The organism is Streptococcus oralis (assembly GCF_015561235.1).
Lineage (GTDB): Bacteria > Bacillota > Bacilli > Lactobacillales > Streptococcaceae > Streptococcus > Streptococcus oralis_BK.
Window position 1 is genome coordinate 408,159 of sequence record NZ_JADMTC010000001.1, and the last position, 23,833, is coordinate 431,991.

Below are 23,833 nucleotides of genomic sequence, written 5' to 3' on the forward strand. Positions count from 1 at the left end.
TGAGGAATAATATGGCTTATACAGAAGAACAAATTGAAACGATTAAAACTCGTATTTTGACTGCCCTGGAGGAGGTCATTGACCCTGAGTTGGGAATTGATATTGTCAACCTAGGTTTGATTTACGAGATTCGTTTTGATGGTGAAACAGGTCACACGGAAATTGATATGACCTTGACAACTATGGGCTGCCCACTGGCTGACCTCTTAACAGACCAGATACACGATGCGATGACAGAGGTGCCTGAGGTAACCAATATCGAAGTCAAATTGGTCTGGTATCCAGCCTGGACGGTTGAAAAAATGAGTCGCTATGCGCGTATCGCCCTAGGAATTAAGTAATCGATTGGAAAATTACAAGAGACGATTGGAAAATAGAGGGGCCCCTCCATTTTCCTCTGGTCTCTTCTTTCTTTTACTGATTTTCTTGAAATAAAATGGTATAATGAGTAATATGGAAAACAAAAAATTGCGTATTAATATGCTAAGTTCAAGTGAAAAAGTGGCTGGTCAAGGAGTATCAGGAGCCTACCGTGAATTGGTGAGTCTCCTTCATCGTGATGCCAAAGATCAGTTGATTGTTACGGAGAATCTTCCTGTAGAGGCAGATGTAACCCACTTTCACACCATTGATTTCCCTTATTATTTATCCACATTTCAAAAGAAACGCTCTGGGAGAAAAGTTGGCTATGTGCATTTCTTACCTGAGACACTCGAAGGGAGTTTGAAAATTCCATTTTTCCTAAAAGGAATTGTCAAACGCTATGTTTTTTCCTTTTACAATCGGATGGAACACTTGGTGGTGGTTAATCCCATGTTTATCGAGGATCTAGTTGCTGCGGGTATTCCACGAGAAAAAATAACTTATATTCCCAATTTCGTAAATAAAGAAAAATGGCATCCATTACCAGCTGAACAAGTTGCACAACTTCGTGAAGAAATGGAACTCGCCAAAGATCAGTTTGTCGTGGTTGGTGCGGGTCAGGTTCAGAAACGAAAAGGGATAGATGACTTTATCCGTCTTGCTGAAGAATTGCCAGAAATTACCTTTATCTGGGCTGGTGGTTTTTCATTTGGTGGAATAACAGATGGTTATGAACGCTATAAGAAGATTATGGACAATCCACCTAAAAATCTAATTTTCCCAGGTATTGTGTCACCGGAGAGGATGCGGGAACTGTATGCTTTAGCTGATTTGTTCTTACTACCTAGCTATAATGAACTATTCCCTATGACCATCTTAGAGGCAGCTAGTTGCGAGGCTCCTATTATGTTAAGGGATTTGGACCTGTATAAGGTCATTCTTGAGGGAGATTATCGTGCTACAAGTGATGTCTCTGAGATGAGAGAAGTAATCCTAGAATATAAAGAAAATCCTGAAGCGTTGAAAGAATTGAAAGAAAAAGCTAAAAGGATATCCAAGCAGTATTCAGAAGAGCGTTTACTGGGAATTTGGTTAAAATTTTATCGGGAACAGGCTGCTCTAGGTAAAAAGTGAGGTAATCTATGCGAATTGGTTTATTTACAGACACCTATTTTCCTCAGGTTTCCGGGGTTGCGACCAGTATTCGAACCTTGAAGACAGAGCTTGAGAAGCAAGGCCATGCAGTTTTTATCTTTACAACAACAGATAAAGATGTGAACCGCTACGAGGATTGGCAAATTATTCGAATTCCGAGTGTTCCTTTCTTTGCATTTAAAGATCGACGATTTGCCTATAGAGGTTTTACAAAGGCACTTGAAATCGCCAAGCAGTATCAACTCGATATCATTCATACCCAGACAGAATTTTCACTTGGATTATTAGGGATTTGGATTGCACGAGAATTGAGAATTCCTGTTATCCATACTTACCATACCCAGTACGAAGACTATGTGCATTACATTGCTAAGGGAATGTTGATTCGTCCAAGTATGGTAAAATATCTAGTACGTGGTTTCCTTCGTGATGTAGATGGAGTAATCTGTCCTAGCGAGATTGTTCGGGACCTTTTATCTAAATACAAAGTCAAGGTTGAAAAACGTGTCATTCCAACCGGAATTGAGCTAGCTAAGTTTGAACGACCTGAGATTAAAGAGGAAAATTTGCAAGAACTTCGTTCGAAGTTAGGTATTCAGGAAGACGAGAAAATGCTACTGAGTCTTTCTCGTATCTCCTTTGAGAAGAATATCCAAGCAGTCCTAGATGCTTTTGCTGAAGTATTGAAAGAAGAAGATAAGGTGAAGCTGGTCGTTGCTGGAGACGGTCCTTATCTGGACAGTCTGAAAGAGCAAGCAGTGAAATTAAACCTGCAAAAACATGTGATTTTTACAGGTATGATTGCTCCAAGCGAGACAGCCTTATACTATAAGGCTGCAGATTTCTTCATCTCTGCCTCAACGAGTGAAACTCAGGGCTTAACCTATCTAGAAAGTCTAGCCAGTGGAACGCCTGTTATCGCTCATGGCAACTCCTATCTTGATAACCTGATCAGTGACAAAATGTTTGGAACCCTCTATTATGGAGAACGAGATCTTGCAGGAGCTATCCTTGAAGCATTAATCGCTACCCCGGATATGTCTGAACAAAAGTTGGCGGATAAGTTGTACGAAATTTCGGCTGAGAACTTTGGAAAACGAGTACATGAGTTTTACCTTGATGCCATTATCTCAAATAACTTTGAACATGAATTACATGATGGGAAACCTGCCAGTCAGCGCTTTTTGAAAACGATTTTATATCTACCCCAACAGGCTGTTACAAGTCCAGTAAAAGAGTCTAAGCGTATTTTACGGGCTTCTCGGAAGCAATTATCCAGCATCAGAGATTATTGGAAAGATGAATTCAAATAATAGAATAAGAGGAAAATATTATGAAAAAATTAATGCGAAGTGGAAAAAACCAAATAATTGGTGGAGTTTGTGCAGGAGTTGCCCATTATTTTGATATTGACCCAACAATTGTTCGTGTTGTTTGGGGTGTTCTTGCATTTTGTTATGGAGCAGGAATCCTTGCTTACATCATTTTATGGGTGGTTGCACCCGTTTCGACAGACTATTAAATTAGAATTATAAAGTGAAAAGGAGAAGTTATGGCTTTTGGAGATAATGGAAAACGTAAAAAAACATTGTTTGAGAAAGTGACACTTGTTGTCGTGCTCATCATGTTGTTTGTGACCCTTGCTGGTATCTTTGCGACAGCGCTTGGAGCGTTTAGCAGATTTTAAGCAAGCTGCGAGGATAGAAACAATAACTAATGACTGGGTTCTCCCCAGCCTTTTTAAAGCGAGAAGAAAATATGAGTATGTTTTTAGATACAGCCAAGATCAGGGTCAAGGCTGGTAATGGTGGCGATGGCATGGTTGCCTTTCGCCGTGAAAAATATGTCCCGAATGGTGGTCCTTGGGGCGGTGATGGTGGACGTGGGGGTAACGTTGTTTTCGTTGTAGACGAAGGCTTGCGTACCTTGATGGATTTCCGCTATAACCGTCATTTCAAGGCTGATTCCGGTGAAAAAGGAATGACCAAAGGAATGTACGGACGTGGTGCAGAAGACCTTCGTGTTCATGTGCCACAGGGAACTACTGTACGTGATGCAGAAACAGGTAAAGTCATTACAGACTTGATTGCACATGGTCAAGAATTTATCGTGGCCCATGGCGGTCGAGGTGGTCGTGGAAATATCCGTTTTGCAACACCAAAAAATCCTGCGCCTGAAATCTCTGAGAATGGAGAGCCAGGTCAAGAACGTGAGTTACAACTTGAATTGAAAATCTTAGCAGATGTTGGTCTAGTCGGTTTTCCATCTGTCGGCAAGTCAACATTGCTTAGTGTCATCACTTCAGCTAAACCAAAAATCGGTGCCTACCACTTTACGACAATTGTCCCTAATTTGGGCATGGTTCGTACGCAGTCAGGTGAATCTTTTGCAGTAGCAGACCTTCCAGGTTTGATTGAAGGTGCCAGTCAAGGTGTTGGTCTTGGAACCCAGTTCCTCCGTCATATCGAACGTACACGAGTTATCCTCCATGTCATCGATATGTCTGCTAGCGAAGGTCGTGATCCTTACGAGGATTACCTTGCTATTAATAAAGAATTGGAATCCTACAACCTTCGTCTCATGGAACGTCCGCAGATCATCGTAGCCAATAAGATGGATATGCCTGAAAGTCAGGAAAATCTTAAAACTTTCAAGGAAAAGTTGACAGCAAACTACGACGAGTTTGAGGAACTTCCAGCCATCTTCCCTATTTCTGGATTGACCAAGCAAGGTTTGGCAACTCTTTTGGATGCGACAGCTGAATTGTTGGACAAGACTCCAGAATTCCCAATCTATGATAAATCCGATATGGAAGAAGAGGCGTACTATGGCTTTGACGAGGAAGAAAAAGCCTTTGAGATTAGTCGTGATGATGATGCGACATGGGTACTTTCTGGTGAAAAACTTATGAAACTCTTTAACATGACCAACTTTGACCGTGACGAATCAGTTATGAAATTTGCCCGACAGCTTCGTGGTATGGGGGTTGATGAAGCCCTTCGTGCGCGTGGAGCCAAAGATGGTGATTTGGTTCGCATCGATAAATTTGAGTTTGAATTTGTAGACTAGGAGAGTGATATGGGAGATAAACCGATATCATTCCGAGATGCAGATGGAAATTTTGTTTCTGCAGCAGATGTGTGGAATGAAAAGAAACTAGAAGAATTGTTTAATCGTCTCAACCCTAAACGTGCTCTTCGATTAGCACGCACAAAGAAAGAAGAAACACAGTCAAAGAAATAAAAAATTCCCGTGATTTTTTGATCACGGGATTTGTGTTATTCGCCAAAGAAAAATGGTGGTGCGTATTTTTTAAGGCTTTCAAAACAAGCTTGCGCTTTTGTAGCATCTTCACAGATAATCATGCAGACATCATCTCCACAAAGCGTCGCAACGACATCTGGAAAGTCTAAGGAATCAATTACAGATCCAAATGATTGAGCTAAACCGGGTAAGGTTTTCAAAATAACTTGGTGTTGGACAGGACGTAACATAACAAGAGCATCTTCCATATAATTTTCGAGACGTTTTTCCCACTTGGAGATAGAGCCTGTATTTAACACGTAGTAAGAATTGTCTTCTTCTCGTACTTTTGAAAGGTTCATGGTTTTGATATCGCGTGATAAGGTAGCCTGTGTAACTTGGATATCGTTTTCGGCTAACAAGACTTGCAATTCCGCTTGGGTATGGATTTTATTTTTTGAAACGAGGGCACGAATAAGTTGGTGTCTGTGTTCAGATTTGTTCATAAGTGTTAATAGCTCCTTTTATGAGGGAATAGTGATAGTAGACTGTGCTAAATCAACAGTCAAGTGATAGTCGGTATTATCTCGAATTGTAATCTCAAAGTCTGTTGTGTAGAGCACTAAGCGGAGAATGTCTCCTTCTTTAAGTTTGTAAATAGTTGGTTGAAGCTCTAGCTTGAAGTCCATCCATTCATTTGGTTGGATTTCTTCGATTGTCAAGAGATCATCTCGGTTTTGAAGATTGAGGTAGCCTTTAGTGATGACACGTTGGGCACTTGGGTTGAATGGCAGTTCACAGAGATTTTCTAACATGTGGTAACGACCATTGTCAATGGTTCGGACTGATTGAACCGCTGGATAGGGTTGAAGGTACTTCTGTTGTCCTAGTTGGAGGACTTGAGCAGACAATAATCCCTTATTCGTACTTGATTTGACACGAAGTTTCAGCTCCACTCGACCATTTAAGTGAATGTCTTGACTTACTGGAAGGTCAATGGTGATCTGATTAGCTTTTCCTTGGTAAAGTTCAGTGTTGAAGGTCTGGTAAGTCTTTCCATAACGTTCAAAATCTTTTTGATCATACTGGTTTTGAATCACTTTTTCTTCAGTTCCAAGTGGTAAAGTATGCAGTTTATTCTGTTTGCCAAAGTCGTCAAGGCTCTGCCATGTTTGCGGTGCAGTATTGTCCTGCCAGATGACAGTAGGGAGTTGATAGCTTGAGTCAAGTCCTAACAATTTTTTACTTAACAAGGCATTCATGGACTCGCGGAAGTCAATTGACTGCCAGTTGTTCATGTAGACATGGGCACCATGATGGAAAAAGAGGTGCTTATTGATATGAGTTGGAAGAGCATGAAACATCTGGTAAACATGAAGAGGTTTGACGTTCCAATCTTGAGAACCATGCGTAAAGACGACCTCAGCTTGAACCTTATGAGCATTGAGCAGATAGTTGCGGTCATGCCAAAACTGATTGTAGTCACCAGTCTTGCGATCGAGTTTCTCTTTTACCTTCTCTAGGTCTGCCTGATGAGCTTCATTACCATGAATATAATCACCAGCTAGGAGATTACGGGAGTAGGTCAATTCAGCAAGTGAGTCAAAATCCTCCCCCGGATAACCACCTGGACTAGTCACCAGACCATTTTCTCGATAGTAGTTGTACCATGAGGAGATACCTGCTTCTGCGATGATTACTTCCAAGCCATCAACACCAGTGGTGGCGAGACCATTGGACATGGTACCTAGATAAGAGATTCCTGTTGTTGCGACTTTGCCGTTTGACCAATCAGCCTTGACTTGACGTTTGCGCGTGTGGTCTGTGAAAGCACGGCAACGACCATTAAGCCAGTCAATCACGTTTTTATAGGCTTCAATTTGCTGGTAGTCCCCATTGGTCATGAGACCTTGAGAATCTTTAGTTCCAACACCTGATACATAGAGATTGGCAAATCCTCGTGGGAGGAGGTAGTCGTTGAGAGTGTATGAGCTATTGATATGAGCTAACTTTTCTTCAACTTCAGAGACGAGTTCAGTTTGACCGAGAGGCTCGACTAAATTCAACTTAGGCTCCTCAAGCTCAATGGTGTGGGCAGGTTTGACCTCAAGTTCCCCTTCCATTTTGTAGAGAGCTTTATCGCTAGCTTTGACGTTGGTTCCTTGGTGATAAGGGCTGGCAGTCATAACTGAAGGAATTTGTCCATCATAACGCGGGCGAATAATGCTGACCTTGACTAAGTCAGGGAGACTGTCTTTATCAGTATCCACACGACTCTCGACATACACAACTTCACGAATGACATCATGAGTAGAGAAGGTTGCCAAGCTCTTATCGTTAAAGTAGTGGTAGTGATTGTCTTCTGAAATGAGTCCGTCACTAACAAGTTGGTCGATGAGCGTATTTCCTTTTTTCGTTCGCGTATTGAGTAACTGATAAAGATTTTCGATGAGATCACCATAAACAATAGGAAATCCAGTTTCTTTACGGAATTGTTCGGCGTCCTCAAAGTCAACAAGATAGTTAAACCCTAAAAGTTGAAAAACTACTGTGTAGAAAACATCAGCAGTCAAATCACGCTCTGATTGGAAAAAAGTTAATAGATCTGTTCCGTTATCTGCAGCCAAAGTGGATAAGACATAATCCGTGTTAGAATAAGTGAAAAAACTCCAGCGGATGAAGTCTTCAAATTGCTTTTTTAAGGGCAGTTGAGGTGACAATTTCAGACCAAGACTTGCTAGTTCATCTAATTGTTGAGAACTAGAGGTCGGAAGATAGCTAAATTGATTAAAACGCATGGTTCTCTCCTTTGAAAACAGACTGAATTTATTATATCAAAAAATAAGGAAAAATGGAATAAATAAACTTTAATGCAAGAAATTTCGTGAATCGGAATACCTATTTAGTAAGTTATTATAAAATGATGAATAAATACTATAATAAAGAGCCCTTTCTTAGAATTTTTTATATGTGAAATTGCATATAGAGTCCGGCTTTATTATACTTTACTTAGTATAAAAATGTCTAAAATGACATTCAAATCCATCTTATAATATTAAAAATTAAAGGGAAGAAAGACGGAGAGGTTGTAAATGCTGATGTTGAAAAGAAAGCATCCGAGTTGCTTCAATATCCAACTTAAAATGGTATAATAGTAGTAAAACGAAAGCAAGGAGGAGAAGAAATGATTGCACAGCTTGACACCAAGACCGTTTATAGTTTTATGGAAAGTGTGGTTTCGATTGAGAAATACGTACAAACGGCTAAAGAATATGGCTATTCTCACCTTGCTATCATGGATGTGGACAATCTCTATGGAGCCTATCATTTTCTAGAAGTGACTCGTAAGTATGGCATTCAACCTTTAGTCGGTCTAGAAATGACTTTGGTCAAAGATGAGGAGAATCTCTCTCTTCGTTTTCTAGCCCTATCCACTAAAGGCTACCAAGAGTTGATGAAGTTATCCACTTTAAAAATGACTGGACGGAAAAATTGGTCTGACTTTACCTCCCACCTCGAAGATATTGCTATTATTGTTCCCTATTTTGAGGGAATCGAACAGTTAGATTTGGGGCATGATTATTTTATCGGTGTCAGTCCAGATACTCCTCAAGAAGTCTTTACTAGATCCATTCTTCCACTCTATCAAGTCAACTCTTTTGAAAAAGAAGATATCCAAGTTTTACAAATCTTGTCAGCAATCAAGGATAATGTCAGTCTGAGAGAAGTGGATCTGCATTCACAACAAGGAATCTTTTTACCAGCCTCAGACTTGGAAGCACGGTTTAAAAATCGCTTCCCTCAGGCGCTTGCTAATCTCCAAGGTCTGATAGAGAACGTAAGCTATCAAATCGACCCAAGTTTAAAACTCCCTCGCTTTAATCCTGAAAGACCAGCGGTCGAAGAACTTAGAGAGAGAGCTGAGCAAGGTTTGAGTGATAAGGGGGTAACCTCAGCTATTTATCATGAGCGACTGAATGAGGAATTGGCTGTGATTCATGATATGGGCTTTGACGACTATTTTCTTGTAGTTTGGGATTTGCTCCGTTTTGGACGTTCTCAAGGCTACTATATGGGAATGGGTCGTGGTTCTGCGGTTGGTAGCCTGGTGGCTTACTCACTGGATATTACAGGAATCGACCCGGTTGAAAAGAACTTGATTTTCGAGCGCTTTTTAAATCGTGAGCGTTACACCATGCCTGATATCGATATCGACATCCCTGACCTCTATAGACCAGAGTTCATTCGCTATGTTCGTGATCGGTATGGTAGTCAACACGTGGCACAGATTGTTACCTATTCGACTTTTGGAGCCAAACAAGCAATTCGTGATGTTTTCAAACGCTATGGTGTTCCAGAGTACGAATTAACAAATATTACTAAAAAAATCAGTTTCCGAGATACGCTAACGACGGCCTATGAAAAGAATTTGCAATTTAGGCAGATAATCAATAGCAAGATTGAATACCAAAAAGCTTTTGAGATTGCTCGTAAGATTGAAGGTTATCCTCGTCAGACATCTATCCATGCGGCAGGAGTCGTTATGAGTGACCAAGACTTGACGGACTATATTCCTCTAAAATATGGTGAGGATATGCTCATCACCCAGTATGATGCTCATGGTGTTGAAGCCAATGGACTTCTAAAAATGGATTTCCTAGGATTACGTAACCTGACTTTCGTACAAAAAATGCAAGAATTACTTGCAAAATCAGAGGGCGTACATCTAAAAATCGAAGAGATTGATTTGGAAGACAAAGAAACCTTGGCTCTCTTTGCAGCTGGAAATACGAAAGGTATTTTCCAATTTGAACAATCTGGTGCCATTCGACTCTTAAAACGAGTCAAGCCGCAAGTCTTCGAAGAAGTGGTAGCAACGACATCGCTCAACAGACCAGGGGCAAGCGATTATATTGATAATTTTGTGGCTCGTAAGCATGGTAAAGAAAAGGTGACGGTACTAGATCCTGCCTTGGAGGACATTTTGTCATCAACCTACGGTATTATGCTCTATCAAGAGCAGGTCATGCAGGTGGCTCAGCGCTTTGGAGGATTCAGTCTTGGTAAAGCCGATATTCTCAGACGAGCCATGGGTAAGAAGAATGCTAAAGAAATGCATTTGATGAAGGAAGATTTTATAACAGGAGCTATGAAACTTGGGCATACAGAAGAAAAGGCCAACCAAGTTTTTGCAGTGATGGAAAAGTTTGCAGGCTATGGATTTAACAGATCCCACGCCTATGCCTACTCAGCACTGGCTTTCCAGCTAGCTTATTTCAAGACGCACTATCCTGCTATTTTCTTTCAAGTTATGTTGAATTATTCTAGCAGCGATTACATTGTAGATGCATTGCAGATGGGCTTTGAAGTGGCTCCTTTAGCAATCAATAGTATTCCTTATCACGATAAAATTACCCAGAAAACAATCTATCTTGGTTTGAAAGCTATTAAAGGGATGCCAAGAGATTTTTCTTATTGGATTATTGAAAATCGTCCCTTCTCAAGTATCGAAGATTTCGTCACACGTCTCCCCAAGAATTACAAGAAACTGTCACTTTTGACACCTTTGGTTGAACTAGGTCTCTTTGATGAATTTGATAAGAATCGTCAGAAAATTTTAGTGAATCTGCCAAACTTATTTGTCTTTGTTGAGGAGTTGGGAGGACTCTTTGCGGATACAAACTATAGTTGGACGGAGGCTGATGATTTTACAGAGGCGGAGAAATTTTACAAGGAGCAGGAATTGATTGGGGTTGGTATCAGTGCCCATCCTTTACAAACACTTGCCAAACAAGCTCTTTATCCGACAACGCCCATTTCTATAATCACTGAGGGGAGTCATGTAACTCTTCTAGTTGAAGTGCAAAAAATAAAAGTCATTCGAACTAAGAAGGGCGAGAGTATGGCCTTTCTACAGGTTCATGACGGTAAGTCTCGACTGGATGTGACTGTATTTTCAGATCAGTATCGAAAATACGCTTCCATCTTATCTGAAGGAAAATTCTACTACATCAATGGCAAAGTTCAATCACGAGATGGTCGTCTGCAAATGATTGCACAAGATTTGAAAGAAGCAGTCGCTGAACGATTCTGGATTCAAGTTAAAAATCACGACAATGAGAAAGAAATTTCAACTATCTTAGAACAACATAAAGGCTCTATTCCTGTAATTATCAGGTATGTTGAGGAAGAGAAAACCATTGTTTCCTCCCAACATTTTGTAAAAAAAGATCCCCTTTTACAGGAAAAATTAGAGGGAATTGTTATGAAAACGATTTATCGCTAAAAATACGGAAAATAGAAGAATTTTCCAATTAAATGTGGTATAATCAGTAAGAATGTTAAAAGAAAAAGGAGCATAACCAAATGAAACGTATTGCTGTTTTGACCAGTGGTGGAGACGCCCCTGGTATGAATGCTGCTATCCGTGCGGTAGTTCGTCAAGCAATCTCAGAAGGAATGGAAGTATTTGGTATCTACGATGGATACGCAGGTATGGTTGCCGGCGAAATTTATCCACTTGATGCTGCTTCAGTAGGAGACATCATTTCCCGTGGTGGTACTTTCCTTCATTCTGCTCGTTACCCTGAGTTTGCACAACTTGAAGGTCAACTTAAAGGGATTGAGCAGTTGAAAAAACACGGTATCGAAGGTGTCGTTGTTATCGGTGGTGATGGTTCTTATCACGGAGCTATGCGCTTGACTGAGCATGGATTCCCTGCTATTGGGCTTCCAGGTACAATCGATAACGATATCGTAGGTACTGATTTCACAATCGGATTTGATACTGCAGTTACTACTGCAATGGATGCAATCGATAAGATTCGTGATACATCATCAAGTCACCATCGTACTTTCGTTGTTGAAGTAATGGGACGTAACGCAGGTGATATCGCTCTTTGGGCTGGTATCGCAACTGGAGCTGATGAAATCATTATCCCTGAAGAAGGCTTCAAGATGGAAGATATCGTAGCTAGTATCAAAGCTGGTTATGAATGCGGTAAAAAACACAACATCATCGTCTTAGCTGAAGGTGTCATGTCAGCGGCTGAGTTTAGTCAAAAGCTGAAAGAAGCTGGAGACACAAGTGATCTTCGTGTCACAGAACTCGGTCATATCCAACGTGGTGGATCACCAACTGCTCGTGACCGTGTATTAGCGTCACGTATGGGAGCACACGCTGTTAAACTTCTTAAACAAGGAATCGGTGGTGTAGCTGTTGGTATTCGTAACGAGAAAATGGTTGAAAATCCAATTCTTGGAACAGCAGAAGAAGGAGCCTTGTTCAGCTTAACAGCTGATGGTAAAATCGTTGTTAACAACCCTCACAAAGCTGACCTTGGACTTGCTAGCTTGAACAAGAGCTTGTCATAATCAACTTTAACTAATCTGGTAAAATGACCATAAAAGGTCAAATTATATAAAGGAGTCACAAATCATGAATAAACGTGTAAAAATCGTTGCAACTTTGGGTCCTGCGGTTGAAATCCGTGGTGGAAAGAAATTCGGTGATGACGGATACTGGGGTGAAAAACTTGATGTTGAAGCTTCAGCTAAAAACATTGCTAAATTGATTGAAGCGGGAGCTAACACTTTCCGTTTCAACTTCTCACACGGTGACCACCAAGAACAAGGTGAACGTATGGCAACTGTTAAACTTGCAGAAAAACTTGCAGGTAAAAAAGTTGGTTTCCTTCTTGATACTAAAGGACCAGAAATCCGTACTGAGTTGTTCGAAGGTGAAGCTAAAGAGTACTCATACAAAACTGGTGAAAAAATCCGTGTTGCAACTAAACAAGGAATTAAATCAACTCGTGAAGTGATTGCTTTGAACGTTGCTGGTGCTCTTGACATCTATGATGACGTTGAAGTTGGCCGCCAAGTATTGGTTGACGATGGTAAATTGGGTCTTCGCGTTGTAGAAAAAGACGATGCAACTCGTGAATTTGTAGTTGAAGTGGAAAATGATGGTGTGATCGCTAAACAAAAAGGTGTAAACATCCCTAACACTAAAATTCCTTTCCCAGCTCTTGCTGAACGTGATAACGATGATATCCGCTTCGGTCTTGAACAAGGTATTAACTTCATCGCGATTTCATTCGTCCGTACTGCAAAAGACGTTAACGAAGTTCGTGCAATCTGTGAAGAAACTGGTAACGGCCACGTTCAATTGTTCGCTAAAATCGAAAACCAACAAGGTATCGACAACTTGGATGAAATCATTGAAGCTGCTGACGGTATCATGATCGCTCGTGGTGACATGGGTATCGAAGTACCATTTGAAATGGTTCCAGTTTACCAAAAAATGATTATTACTAAAGTGAACGCAGCAGGTAAAGTTGTTATCACAGCAACAAACATGCTTGAAACAATGACTGAAAAACCACGTGCAACTCGTTCAGAAGTATCAGACGTATTTAACGCTGTTATCGACGGAACTGACGCAACAATGCTTTCAGGTGAGTCTGCAAATGGTAAATACCCACTTGAGTCAGTAACAACAATGGCTACCATTGACAAGAACGCACAAACTCTTCTTAACGAATACGGACGTTTGAACTCAGATACTTTCGAACGTAACTCTAAGACAGAAGTTATGGCTTCAGCTGTTAAAGACGCTACTAACTCAATGGATATCAAATTGGTTGTAACTCTTACTAAGACAGGTCACACAGCACGTTTGATTTCTAAATACCGTCCAAATGCTGATATCTTGGCATTGACATTTGACGAATTGACAGAACGTGGATTGATGTTGAACTGGGGTGTTATCCCAATGTTGACAGATGCTCCATCATCAACTGACGATATGTTCGAAATTGCTGAACGTAAAGCAGTTGAAGCAGGTCTTGTACAATCTGGTGACGATATCGTTATCGTTGCAGGTGTACCAGTTGGAGAAGCTGTTCGTACAAACACAATGCGCATCCGTACAGTACGTTAATCTAACATTAAAACCTATCATTCAAGCTGTTCAGCTTGAATGATAGGTTTTTTTATCGAAATGGAATGTTTAATCAATAGGAATGGGAAAAAATTGAAAATTGTGGTATAATAGAACGAAAAGACCTTTTTAGTAAATTTTGAAAGAGTAAAACATGAGAAAAATTGTCATCAATGGTGGACGTCCATTGCAAGGTGAGATCACCATTAGTGGTGCTAAAAATAGTGTTGTAGCACTTATTCCAGCTATTATCTTATCAGATGATATTGTCACTTTAGATTGTGTTCCAGATATTTCAGACGTTGCTAGTCTTGTCGAAATCATGGGGATTATGGGGGCAACTGTTAAGCGTTATGACGATGTCTTGGAGATTGATCCAAGAGGCGTTCAAAACATTCCTATGCCTTATGGTAAGATTAATAGCTTGCGTGCTTCTTATTATTTCTACGGAAGTCTTTTAGGTCGATTTGGTGAAGCTACAGTTGGACTTCCTGGTGGATGTGATCTGGGGCCTCGTCCGATTGACCTTCACTTGAAAGCCTTTGAAGCCATGGGTGCTAAGGTCAGCTACGAGGGAGATAATATGAATTTATCTGCCCAAGGCAAGGGGCTTCACGGAGCAAGTATTTACATGGACACTGTTAGCGTTGGTGCAACGATTAACACCATGATTGCCGCGGTTAAAGCAAAGGGACGTACTGTCATTGAAAATGCGGCCCGTGAACCAGAAATCATCGATGTGGCTACCCTTTTGAACAACATGGGGGCCCATATTCGTGGTGCAGGGACTGATATTATCATTATTGATGGTGTTGAGAAACTTCATGGGACGCGTCACCAAGTCATTCCAGACCGTATCGAAGCTGGAACCTATATTTCACTTGCTGCAGCGGTAGGAAAAGGAATTCGCATTAACAACGTTCTCTATGAACACTTAGAAGGCTTTATCGCTAAACTAGAGGAAATGGGGGTTCGTATGACGGTCTCAGAAGACAGTATCTTCGTTGAAGAACAGTCCGATTTGAAGGCTATCAATATTAAAACAGCTCCCTATCCAGGGTTCGCAACCGATTTGCAACAGCCCATCACGCCACTTTTACTAACTGCGCAAGGTCGTGGAACCATTATTGATACGATTTATGAGAAACGTGTCAATCATGTCTTTGAGTTAGCAAAAATGGATGCGGATATTACGACTACAAATGATCACATTATCTACAACGGTGGTCGTAAGTTACACGGGGCAAGTGTAAAAGCTACAGACTTGCGAGCTGGTGCAGCACTTGTCATCGCTGGTTTGATGGCTCAAGGCCAGACTGAAATTACGAATATTGAGTTTATCCTTCGTGGCTACTCAGATATTATTGAAAAATTGCGTAGTCTTGGAGCAGATATTATACTCGTTGAAGACTAAGCCGTTGAGGTGATTATGAATATTTGGACCAAATTAGCAATGTTTTCTTTTTTTGAAACGGAGCGCTTGTATTTGCGTCCTTTCTTTTTTAGTGACAGTCAAGCATTTTTCGACATTGCTTCAAACCCTGAGAATTTGCAGTTTATTTTTCCCAGTCAAGCAAGTTTGGAAGAAAGTCAGTACGCACTTGCTAACTATTTTATGAAGAATCCTCTAGGAGTTTGGGCAATTTGTCTCCAAGGAAATCAGGAAATGATTGGCTCTATTAAATTTGAAAAAATCGATGAAATCAAAAAAGAGGCAGAAATTGGTTACTTCTTAAAAAAAGATGCTTGGTCGCAAGGTTTTATGACAGAGGCTGTTAGCAAACTCTGTCAACTTTCCTTTGAAGAATTTGGTTTAAAACAATTATCCATCATCACTCATCTGGAGAATCAAGCTAGCCAAAAAGTAGCCTTAAAATCGGGATTTAGTCTCTTCCGACAGTTTAAGGGGAGCGATCGCTATACACGAAAAATGAGGGACTATCTTGAATTTCGTTACGTAAAAGGAGATTTCAATGAGTAAACACCAGGAAATTTTGTCTTATCTGGAAGAGTTACCAATTGGGAAGAGAGTTAGTGTTCGTAGTATTTCAAATCACCTAGGTGTTAGTGATGGAACAGCCTATCGGGCTATCAAAGAAGCTGAAAATAGGGGAATTGTTGAGACTCGCCCCCGCAGTGGTACCATACGTGTCAAGTCAAAGAAAGTAGCTATCGAACGGCTAACCTATGCAGAAATCGCAGAAGTGACTAGCTCTGAAGTTTTAGCTGGTCAGGAAGGGTTAGAGAGAGAGTTTAGTAAATTTTCTATTGGAGCCATGACTGAGCAGAATATCCTCTCTTATCTCCATGATGGTGGTCTGTTGATCGTAGGGGACCGCACTCGCATTCAACTTTTAGCGCTGGAAAATGAAAATGCAGTCCTTGTGACTGGAGGTTTTCATGTGCAGAACGATGTTCTTGAGTTGGCTAATAAAAAAGGGATTCCAGTTCTGAGGAGTAAACATGACACTTTTACAGTAGCGACCATGATTAACAAAGCCCTCTCAAATGTTCAAATCAAAACCGATATTCTGACAGTCGAAAAGCTCTATCGTCCCAGTCATGAGTATGGTTTTTTGAGAGAAACGGATACAGTCAAAGACTATCTAGACTTGGTCCGTAAGAACAGAAGTAGTCGTTTCCCAGTCATTAACCAGCACCAAGTGGTTGTTGGGATTGTTACTATGCGCGATGCAGGAGATAAATCCCCTAGCACGACGATTGACAAGGTGATGACGCGAAGTATCTTCGTAACAGGCTTAGCGACCAATATTGCCAATGTCAGTCAACGGATGATAGCCGAAGACTTTGAGATGGTTCCCGTTGTTCGAAGTAACCAGACTCTACTTGGGGTCGTAACACGAAGAGATGTCATGGAAAAAATGAGCCGTTCTCAGGTATCAGCATTGCCAACTTTTTCAGAGCAAATCGGGCAGAAACTATCTTATCATCACGATGAAGTAGTCATTACTGTTGAGCCGTTCATGTTGGAGAAAAATGGTGTACTTGCTAATGGTGTCTTGGCTGAAATCCTCAATCACATGACCCAAGACCTTGTTGTCAATAGCGGGCGAAATCTCATCATTGAACAGATGTTGATTTATTTCTTGCAGGCTGTGCAGATAGATGATACTTTGCGGATTCAGGCTCGGATTATTCACCACACGAGACGCTCAGCTATTATTGATTATGATATTTATCATGGTCATCAGATTGTTTCAAAAGCAAATGTTACGGTTAAAATTAATTAGAATCTAGGAGAAAAAATGATAACTTTAAAATCAGCACGTGAAATCGAAGCCATGAACAAGGCTGGTGATTTCCTAGCTAGTATCCATATCGGCTTACGTGATTTGATTAAGCCAGGCGTGGATATGTGGGAAGTAGAAGAGTATGTTCGTCGACGTTGTAAAGAAGAGAATTTCCTTCCTCTACAGATTGGCGTGGATGGGGCAGTCATGGATTACCCCTATGCCACCTGTTGCTCTCTCAACGACGAAGTAGCTCATGCTTTTCCACGTCATTACATCTTGAAAGATGGCGATTTGCTCAAGGTTGACATGGTACTGGGTGGTCCGATTGCCAAATCCGACCTCAATGTCTCTAAACTTAACTTCAACAATGTTGAACAAATGAAAAAATACACCCAAAGTTATACTGGTGGTTTAGCTGACTCATGTTGGGCTTATGCGGTTGGTACACCGTCTGAAGAAGTGAAAAAACTGATGGACGTAACCAAGGAAGCTATGTATGTAGGAATTGAGCAAGCAGTTGTCGGCAATCGTATCGGTGATATTGGTGCAGCCATTCAAGAATATGCTGAAAGTCGCGGTTACGGTGTCGTACGTGATTTGGTTGGTCATGGTGTTGGTCCAACTATGCACGAAGAGCCAATGGTTCCTAACTACGGTATTGCAGGCCGTGGACTCCGTCTCCGTGAAGGAATGGTGCTGACTATTGAACCCATGATCAATACTGGTGACTGGGAAATCGATACAGATATGAAGACTGGCTGGGCTCATAAGACTATAGATGGCGGCCTGTCTTGCCAATATGAACATCAGTTTGTGATTACTAAAGACGGTCCTGTTATCTTGACTAGTCAAGGTGAAGAAGGAACGTATTAAAATGAAAGGAGCTTAGCTCCTTTTTTTGTGTCAACTTTAGTCAAAATAAATAAGCGTAGCAGACTTCTTACAAATTTATTCTTTTGTAGTAAAATAGGATTAGAATTTTGAGAAAGTAGGTAATTCGTTGGAGTCGATTATATTTCTAGTATCCGTTTTTTTAGCAGGTATCCTGTCCTTCTTTTCACCCTGCATCTTTCCTTTGCTACCTGTCTATGCTGGTATTTTACTGGATGATCAGGGAAATTCGAAAAGCTTTCGCTTTTTTGGAAGAGACGTTGCATGGTCTGGTTTAATTCGAACCTTGTGCTTTATTGCAGGAATCTCCCTCATTTTCTTTATTTTGGGATTTGGAGCTGGATTCCTAGGGCACATGCTCTATGCAGACTGGTTTCGTTATGCTATGGGAATAGTCATTATTCTTTTAGGGTTTCACCAGATGGAAATCTTGCATTTCAATAAACTGGAGATTCAAAAGACAGTCACCTTCAAACAATCAAAGTCGAATCACTATCTGTCAGCCTTTTTACTTGGGATAACCTTTAGTTTTGGTTGGACCCCTTGTATCGGACCCGTTTTAAGTTCGGTCTTGGCTCTGGCGGCTTCAGGTGGTAATGGTGCTTGGCAAGGAGCCGTGTTAACATTAGTATACACATTGGGAATGGCCCTTCCTTTCATTGTTTTGGCCTTGGCTTCGGGCTGGATTATGCCCTATTTTAGTAAATTAAAACCCCATATGATTCTACTAAAGAAAATCGGCGGAGCTTTGATTATTTTGATGGGATTGTTATTAATGCTAGGGCAGTTAAATGCCTTGTCAGGAATTCTTGGATAAAAGGAGAAAAAATGAAAAAAGTTATTTTTGCTGGATTGAGCCTCATGTCTCTATTTTTGTTGATTGCCTGTGGTGAAAAAGAAACCAAACAGACAAGCAGTCCCAAACAGCCTGCTGTACAACAAATCGCAGTCGGTAAGGATGCGCCAGACTTCACCTTGCAGTCTATGGATGGCAAAGAAGTCAAGTTATCAGACTATAAAGGGAAAAAGGTCTATTTAAAATTCTGGGCTTCTTGGTGTGGACCATGTAAAAAAAGCATGCCTGAGTTGATGGAACTAGCTGCCAAACAAGATCGAGACTTTGAAATCTTGAGTGTCATTGCACCTGGTTTACAAGGTGAAAAAACAGTTCAAGACTTTCCAAAATGGTACCAAGAACAAGGCTACAAGGATATTCCAGTTCTATATGATACGCAAGCAACTACCTTCCAAGCCTACCAAATTCGTAGTATTCCAACAGAATACTTGATTGACAGTCAAGGTAAAATCGGAAAAATCCAATTTGGTGCTATTAGCAACGCTGATGCAGAAGCGGCTTTTAAAGAAATGAAATAAAGAAAAAATCGCGATTGTTCGCGATTTTTTTATAGTTTTTCATTGATAAAGCGGATAAATTGATTCCACCAAACCTTCAAAAAGAAGGCTTTTTCTACTTTCTTTTCAGAAACCATTTCAAAAGATGGTTTGTCGGAAGTAAGATAACCTTGGCCAATCAAATCCTGATCATCATAGGTTAGAGTACCAACAACCTTGCCTTCTTTCAATGGAGCCATTTCTGATGTTGATTTCGGTGTGAATTGGAGGGCTGGTGTAGTACCGCTTCCGATGCGTTGGACGATGGAAATATCTGACTTAGCGACAGCTGTCACATTGTCTTCTTTACCATCAAGAACTGTTACTTTACTATCGTTGTATGCTTCACCTTTCTGAACGACAGTTTTTAAGGCAAAGTTTGCAGAAATATAATCTAAAAGTGCAGAAGTTGCGGTAAAACGTGCATAAGGGTTGGTATCTTGTTGATCTGCATTCAGAACAACCGTAATAATACGCATCCCTTTCTCGACAGTTGTCCCAACGAATGAAGCACCAGCTTTATCAGTAGTACCTGTCTTTAGTCCATCAATACCACCACGATAGGCAGGCATTCCCTCCAACATATAGTTGGTTGAGTGGATTTCAAGTCCTGCAAAGGTAGAAGTTGGCTTTTTGGTGATTTCCAAAACTTGAGGATAATCTCGGATGAGGTTACGAGCGACTATTGCAACGTCGTAGGCACTCAACTTGTTTTCATCGTCTTTTTTAGAACCAGGATAGATATTATCGCCAAGGGTCTCATTATTTAAACCAGTAGTGTTTACAATAGTTGCATCTTGAATTCCCCATTCAAGAAGTTTAGCCCTCATCTTGTCTACAAAGTCTTTCTCAGAACCAGCAATCTTTTCTGCTAGTGCAATCGCAGCGCTGTTTGCACTGGATACCATTGTAGCCTCTAATAGTTGTTCAACAGTATAATTTCGAGCTTCCATAGGGACGTTACTCGCCTCAGAATTAGTTGTAAGTTTGTAAGGATAGTCCGAAATATCGACAGGTGTAGATAGGCTGATAGTTCCTTGTTCCAGAGCTTCATAGACCAAATAAACTGTAACCAGTTTCGTAATAGAAGCAATTTCTACAGGCTGATTTGCATCTTTTTCATAGAGGATTTTTCCAGTTGTAGCCTCGACAGCAATGGCATGTTTAGCAGCAACATCAAACTCCTGAGCAGAAACAGTAGAAACTGTTCCAAAAACAAAAAGTATTATAAAAGATAGAATTATTTTTTTCATATTAGCTTTATTTTATCATAAAGAAAAAAAATATTCTCGCTTTTATACTAAAGCCATCTTATCTTTTGAAGAAATATGATAAAATAAATAGAGGAGGATGCCTATGTTCCGTAGAAACAAATTATTTTTTTGGACAGCTGAAATTTTATTATTAACACTGATTTTCTATCTTTGGAGAGAGATGGGAGCGATTATTACTCCTTTCGTGACGGTTGTGAATACCATCATGATTCCATTTTTGTTAGGTGGATTTTTTTACTACATTACCAATCCAATCGTTACCTTCTTGGAAAAGAGATGTAAGATTCATCGTTTAATTGGTGTCTTGGTCACTCTCTGTGCTTTAATTGGTGCCATCGTTGTAGGGGTTGTTTATCTCTTACCAATTCTGATTAATCAGTTGACTAGCTTGATTATTTCTAGTCAAAACATCTATAGTAGATTGCAAGATTTGGTTATTGATTTGTCGATGAATCCTATTTTCCAAAATATTGATATCCAAAAAACCATTCAACAGTTAAATCTATCCTATGTCGATATTCTCCAAAATATCCTTAATAGCGTTAGCAATAGCTTAGGCAGTGTCCTTTCAGCCTTGTTTAGCACGGTTCTGATTCTAATTATGACCCCCGTCTTCTTGGTTTATTTCTTGTTGGATGGTCATAAGTTGCTACCTATGTTGGAACGAACTGTCTTAAAACATGACAAATTAAATCTCTCTAGCCTCTTAACCAATCTCAACGCAACTGTAGCACGTTATATCAGTGGAATTGCGATTGATGCTGTCATAATCGGATGTTTAGCTTATGTTGGTTACAGTGTTATTGGCTTGAAGTATGCCTTAGTCTTTGCTATTTTCTCTGGAATCGCAAATTTGATTCCTTATGTTGGTCCAAGTATTGGCTTGATTCCGATGGTGATTGCGAATGTATTCACGGATCCTCATCGTATGCTGATTGCGGTTGCCTATATGCTGATTATTCAGCAAATCGATGGAAATGTTCTTTATCCACGTATCGTTGGAGGGGTTATGAAAGTACACCCGATTACGATTTTGGTACTTCTCTTATTGTCAAGTAATATCTACGGCGTCATCGGGATGATTGTAGCAGTACCAACCTACTCTATTCTCAAAGAAATCACTAAGTTCTTGGCAAAATTATATAAAAATCATAAGGAAGCTAAAGAACTGGAAAAATCAGAATCCATTTAGAATCAGGGAAACCTGATTTTTTTGTGAACATAATACCGCTTGAATGAAATAAGCTTGAATTGTATAAAGAAGCAGAAGAACAGCACTTTGTAAGATACAGATTAATTCACAAAATATGTGTAAAACACTTGCAATTTAGCAGAAATTTGATAAAATAGTAAGGAAAGTTAGACTGTATTGCCTACTGTCTATCTATAAAATATATTTTATTGGAGGCTTTTACTCAAATGGCAAAAGAAAAATACGATCGTAGTAAACCACACGTTAACATTGGTACTATCGGACACGTTGACCACGGTAAAACTACTTTGACTGCAGCTATCACAACTGTTTTGGCACGTCGCTTGCCTTCAGCAGTTAACCAACCTAAAGACTATGCGTCTATCGATGCTGCTCCAGAAGAACGCGAACGCGGTATCACTATCAACACTGCGCACGTTGAGTATGAAACTGAAAAACGTCACTATGCTCACATCGACGCTCCAGGACACGCGGACTACGTTAAAAACATGATCACTGGTGCCGCTCAAATGGACGGAGCTATCCTTGTAGTAGCTTCAACTGACGGACCAATGCCACAAACTCGTGAACACATCCTTCTTTCACGTCAAGTTGGTGTTAAACACCTTATCGTCTTTATGAACAAAGTTGACTTGGTAGACGACGAAGAATTGCTTGAATTGGTTGAAATGGAAATCCGTGACCTCTTGTCAGAATACGACTTCCCAGGTGACGATCTTCCAGTTATCCAAGGTTCAGCTCTTAAAGCACTTGAAGGTGATACTAAATACGAAGATATCATCATGGAATTGATGGATACTGTTGATGAGTACATCCCAGAACCAGAACGTGATACAGATAAACCATTGCTTCTCCCAGTCGAAGACGTATTCTCAATCACTGGACGTGGTACTGTTGCTTCAGGACGTATCGACCGTGGTACTGTTCGTGTCAACGACGAAATCGAAATCGTTGGTATCAAAGACGAAACTCAAAAAGCAGTTGTTACTGGTGTTGAAATGTTCCGTAAACAACTTGATGAAGGTCTTGCCGGAGATAACGTAGGTGTACTTCTTCGTGGTATTCAACGTGACGAAATCGAACGTGGACAAGTTATCGCTAAACCAGGTTCAATCAACCCACACACTAAATTCAAAGGTGAAGTCTACATCCTTACTAAAGAAGAAGGTGGACGTCACACTCCATTCTTCAACAACTACCGTCCACAATTCTACTTCCGTACTACTGACGTTACAGGTTCAATCGAACTTCCAGCAGGTACTGAAATGGTAATGCCTGGTGATAACGTGACTATCGACGTTGAGTTGATCCACCCAATCGCCGTAGAACAAGGTACTACATTCTCTATCCGTGAGGGTGGACGTACTGTTGGTTCAGGTATGGTTACAGAAATCGAAGCTTAATTCGATTAAGTTCCCAGAAGAACAATTATTTAAGTCAGACACTAAAAGAATCTTGCCTTGCAAGGTTCTTTTTTTGTTCTTGATCTATTTAAAGTGCTCCTACTCTAGCAGTATAATCGTTTTTTTGGTATAATAAAGGTTATGGAAATCGAAAAAACCAATCGTATGAATGCGCTTTTTGAATTTTATGCTGCGCTTTTGACAGACAAGCAGATGAACTATATTGAACTCTACTATGCTGATGATTATAGTCTTGCTGAGATTGCTGAAGAGTTCGGTGTTAGTCGTCAAGCTGTTTACGACAATATCAAGCGAACAGAAAAGATTTTAGAAGACTATGAGATGAAATTACACATGTACTCAGACTACATTGTCCGCAGTCAGATTTTTGACCAGATCTTGGAGCGATATCCTAAGGATGACTTTCTGCAGGAGCAGATAGAAATTTTAACAAGCATTGATAATCGGGAGTAACCATGGGCAGTCTTGTCATTTACCAAGGAATACCTTGCAAACTATTAGCTGCAGAGGAACCATTTCCAACTCGACTACAGATTATTTCACCCAATGATATCTCCAAGGCTATGCAAGTAGGTTTTAGCTGTTGGGGATATCCAAATGAAATCATGAAAGAAGTCACACCCGAAGAACTAGAGTGTTTGCAAAATTTCGGACGATTTCCACTGAATTAAAAATAGGAG

The 23,833-nt window shown here is 40.4% G+C and carries 23 protein-coding genes; 20 read left to right on the plus strand and 3 right to left on the minus strand.

Annotated elements, in window-relative coordinates; translation table 11 throughout:
* Window positions 1-11: 11 nt before the first annotated feature.
* The 7 genes from I2H52_RS02145 (at window position 12) to I2H52_RS02175 (ending at window position 4,761) form a co-directional block, all read left to right on the plus strand.
* A complete protein-coding gene (locus I2H52_RS02145; protein ID WP_000331934.1) occupies window positions 12-341 on the plus strand; it encodes a metal-sulfur cluster assembly factor in 330 nt (109 codons plus the stop codon).
* 112 nt (window positions 342-453) lie between these two features.
* Window positions 454-1,497, plus strand: a complete 1,044-nt coding sequence (locus I2H52_RS02150; RefSeq protein WP_195593979.1) for a glycosyltransferase family 4 protein — start codon at window positions 454-456, stop codon at window positions 1,495-1,497.
* Window positions 1,498-1,505: 8 nt separating this feature from the next.
* Window positions 1,506-2,831: a glycosyltransferase family 4 protein gene (locus tag I2H52_RS02155; protein WP_195593982.1), complete on the plus strand. Its 1,326-nt coding sequence runs from the start codon at window positions 1,506-1,508 to the stop codon at window positions 2,829-2,831.
* A 20-nt stretch (window positions 2,832-2,851) separates the two neighbouring features.
* Window positions 2,852-3,040, plus strand: a complete 189-nt coding sequence (locus I2H52_RS02160) for a PspC domain-containing protein (RefSeq protein WP_000735791.1) — start codon at window positions 2,852-2,854, stop codon at window positions 3,038-3,040.
* 30 nt (window positions 3,041-3,070) lie between these two features.
* Window positions 3,071-3,205 carry a DUF4044 domain-containing protein gene (locus tag I2H52_RS02165; protein ID WP_000863851.1) on the plus strand — a complete coding sequence of 45 codons (135 nt, stop codon included), beginning with the start codon at window positions 3,071-3,073 and terminating at the stop codon, window positions 3,203-3,205.
* 71 nt (window positions 3,206-3,276) lie between these two features.
* Window positions 3,277-4,587 (plus strand): GTPase ObgE, encoded by a 1,311-nt coding sequence (gene obgE / locus I2H52_RS02170; RefSeq protein ID WP_195593985.1) that lies wholly within the window; start codon window positions 3,277-3,279, stop codon window positions 4,585-4,587.
* Window positions 4,588-4,596: 9 nt separating this feature from the next.
* On the plus strand, window positions 4,597-4,761 hold the full coding sequence (locus I2H52_RS02175; RefSeq protein WP_000502578.1) for a hypothetical protein: 165 nt from the start codon (window positions 4,597-4,599) through the stop codon (window positions 4,759-4,761).
* A 35-nt stretch (window positions 4,762-4,796) separates the two neighbouring features.
* Here the strand turns inward: I2H52_RS02175 and I2H52_RS02180 are convergent, their stop codons facing one another.
* Entirely contained in the window at window positions 4,797-5,267 is a 471-nt protein-coding gene (locus I2H52_RS02180; RefSeq protein WP_195593987.1) for an arginine repressor, read from the minus strand.
* 18 nt (window positions 5,268-5,285) lie between these two features.
* Window positions 5,286-7,559: a Xaa-Pro dipeptidyl-peptidase gene (locus I2H52_RS02185; RefSeq protein WP_045616998.1), complete on the minus strand. Its 2,274-nt coding sequence runs from the start codon at window positions 7,557-7,559 to the stop codon at window positions 5,286-5,288.
* A gap of 386 nt (window positions 7,560-7,945) precedes the next feature.
* Between I2H52_RS02185 and I2H52_RS02190 the strand changes: the two genes are divergently transcribed.
* From I2H52_RS02190 to sdbB, 9 genes are all read left to right on the plus strand, one after another.
* Window positions 7,946-11,047 carry a DNA polymerase III subunit alpha gene (locus I2H52_RS02190; protein WP_195593991.1) on the plus strand — a complete coding sequence of 1,034 codons (3,102 nt, stop codon included), beginning with the start codon at window positions 7,946-7,948 and terminating at the stop codon, window positions 11,045-11,047.
* 80 nt (window positions 11,048-11,127) lie between these two features.
* On the plus strand, window positions 11,128-12,135 hold the full coding sequence (gene pfkA / locus I2H52_RS02195; protein ID WP_045617000.1) for a 6-phosphofructokinase: 1,008 nt from the start codon (window positions 11,128-11,130) through the stop codon (window positions 12,133-12,135).
* 64 nt (window positions 12,136-12,199) lie between these two features.
* Window positions 12,200-13,705, plus strand: a complete 1,506-nt coding sequence (pyk, locus tag I2H52_RS02200; RefSeq protein ID WP_007521685.1) for a pyruvate kinase — start codon at window positions 12,200-12,202, stop codon at window positions 13,703-13,705.
* A 154-nt stretch (window positions 13,706-13,859) separates the two neighbouring features.
* Entirely contained in the window at window positions 13,860-15,119 is a 1,260-nt protein-coding gene (locus I2H52_RS02205; RefSeq protein ID WP_045617001.1) for a UDP-N-acetylglucosamine 1-carboxyvinyltransferase, read from the plus strand.
* Between the two features lie 15 nt (window positions 15,120-15,134).
* A complete protein-coding gene (locus tag I2H52_RS02210) occupies window positions 15,135-15,686 on the plus strand; it encodes a GNAT family N-acetyltransferase (RefSeq protein ID WP_045617002.1) in 552 nt (183 codons plus the stop codon).
* Window positions 15,679-16,956, plus strand: a complete 1,278-nt coding sequence (gene spxR, locus I2H52_RS02215) for a CBS-HotDog domain-containing transcription factor SpxR (protein ID WP_045617003.1) — start codon at window positions 15,679-15,681, stop codon at window positions 16,954-16,956. The genes I2H52_RS02210 and spxR overlap by 8 nt, the downstream gene beginning before the upstream one ends.
* A 15-nt stretch (window positions 16,957-16,971) precedes the next feature.
* Window positions 16,972-17,832: a methionyl aminopeptidase gene (locus I2H52_RS02220; protein WP_195593995.1), complete on the plus strand. Its 861-nt coding sequence runs from the start codon at window positions 16,972-16,974 to the stop codon at window positions 17,830-17,832.
* Between the two features lie 127 nt (window positions 17,833-17,959).
* A complete protein-coding gene (gene ccdA2, locus I2H52_RS02225) occupies window positions 17,960-18,667 on the plus strand; it encodes a thiol-disulfide oxidoreductase-associated membrane protein CcdA2 (RefSeq protein ID WP_000443809.1) in 708 nt (235 codons plus the stop codon).
* An 11-nt stretch (window positions 18,668-18,678) separates the two neighbouring features.
* Entirely contained in the window at window positions 18,679-19,224 is a 546-nt protein-coding gene (gene sdbB, locus I2H52_RS02230; protein ID WP_000755591.1) for a thiol-disulfide oxidoreductase-associated lipoprotein SdbB, read from the plus strand.
* Window positions 19,225-19,253: 29 nt separating this feature from the next.
* Here sdbB and pbp3 read toward each other — a convergent pair whose 3' ends face one another.
* Window positions 19,254-20,495 (minus strand): D-alanyl-D-alanine carboxypeptidase PBP3, encoded by a 1,242-nt coding sequence (pbp3, locus tag I2H52_RS02235; protein ID WP_195593998.1) that lies wholly within the window; start codon window positions 20,493-20,495, stop codon window positions 19,254-19,256.
* A 103-nt stretch (window positions 20,496-20,598) separates the two neighbouring features.
* Between pbp3 and I2H52_RS02240 the strand changes: the two genes are divergently transcribed.
* From I2H52_RS02240 to I2H52_RS09685, 4 genes are all read left to right on the plus strand, one after another.
* Window positions 20,599-21,708, plus strand: coding sequence for an AI-2E family transporter (locus I2H52_RS02240; RefSeq protein WP_195594001.1), 1,110 nt, complete (start codon window positions 20,599-20,601; stop codon window positions 21,706-21,708).
* 227 nt (window positions 21,709-21,935) lie between these two features.
* A complete protein-coding gene (gene tuf / locus I2H52_RS02245; RefSeq protein WP_195594005.1) occupies window positions 21,936-23,132 on the plus strand; it encodes an elongation factor Tu in 1,197 nt (398 codons plus the stop codon).
* Window positions 23,133-23,273: 141 nt separating this feature from the next.
* Window positions 23,274-23,606: a putative DNA-binding protein gene (locus I2H52_RS02250; RefSeq protein ID WP_000402066.1), complete on the plus strand. Its 333-nt coding sequence runs from the start codon at window positions 23,274-23,276 to the stop codon at window positions 23,604-23,606.
* A 2-nt stretch (window positions 23,607-23,608) separates the two neighbouring features.
* Entirely contained in the window at window positions 23,609-23,824 is a 216-nt protein-coding gene (locus I2H52_RS09685; protein ID WP_229104476.1) for a 2-oxoglutarate:acceptor oxidoreductase, read from the plus strand.
* Window positions 23,825-23,833 lie beyond the last annotated feature (9 nt).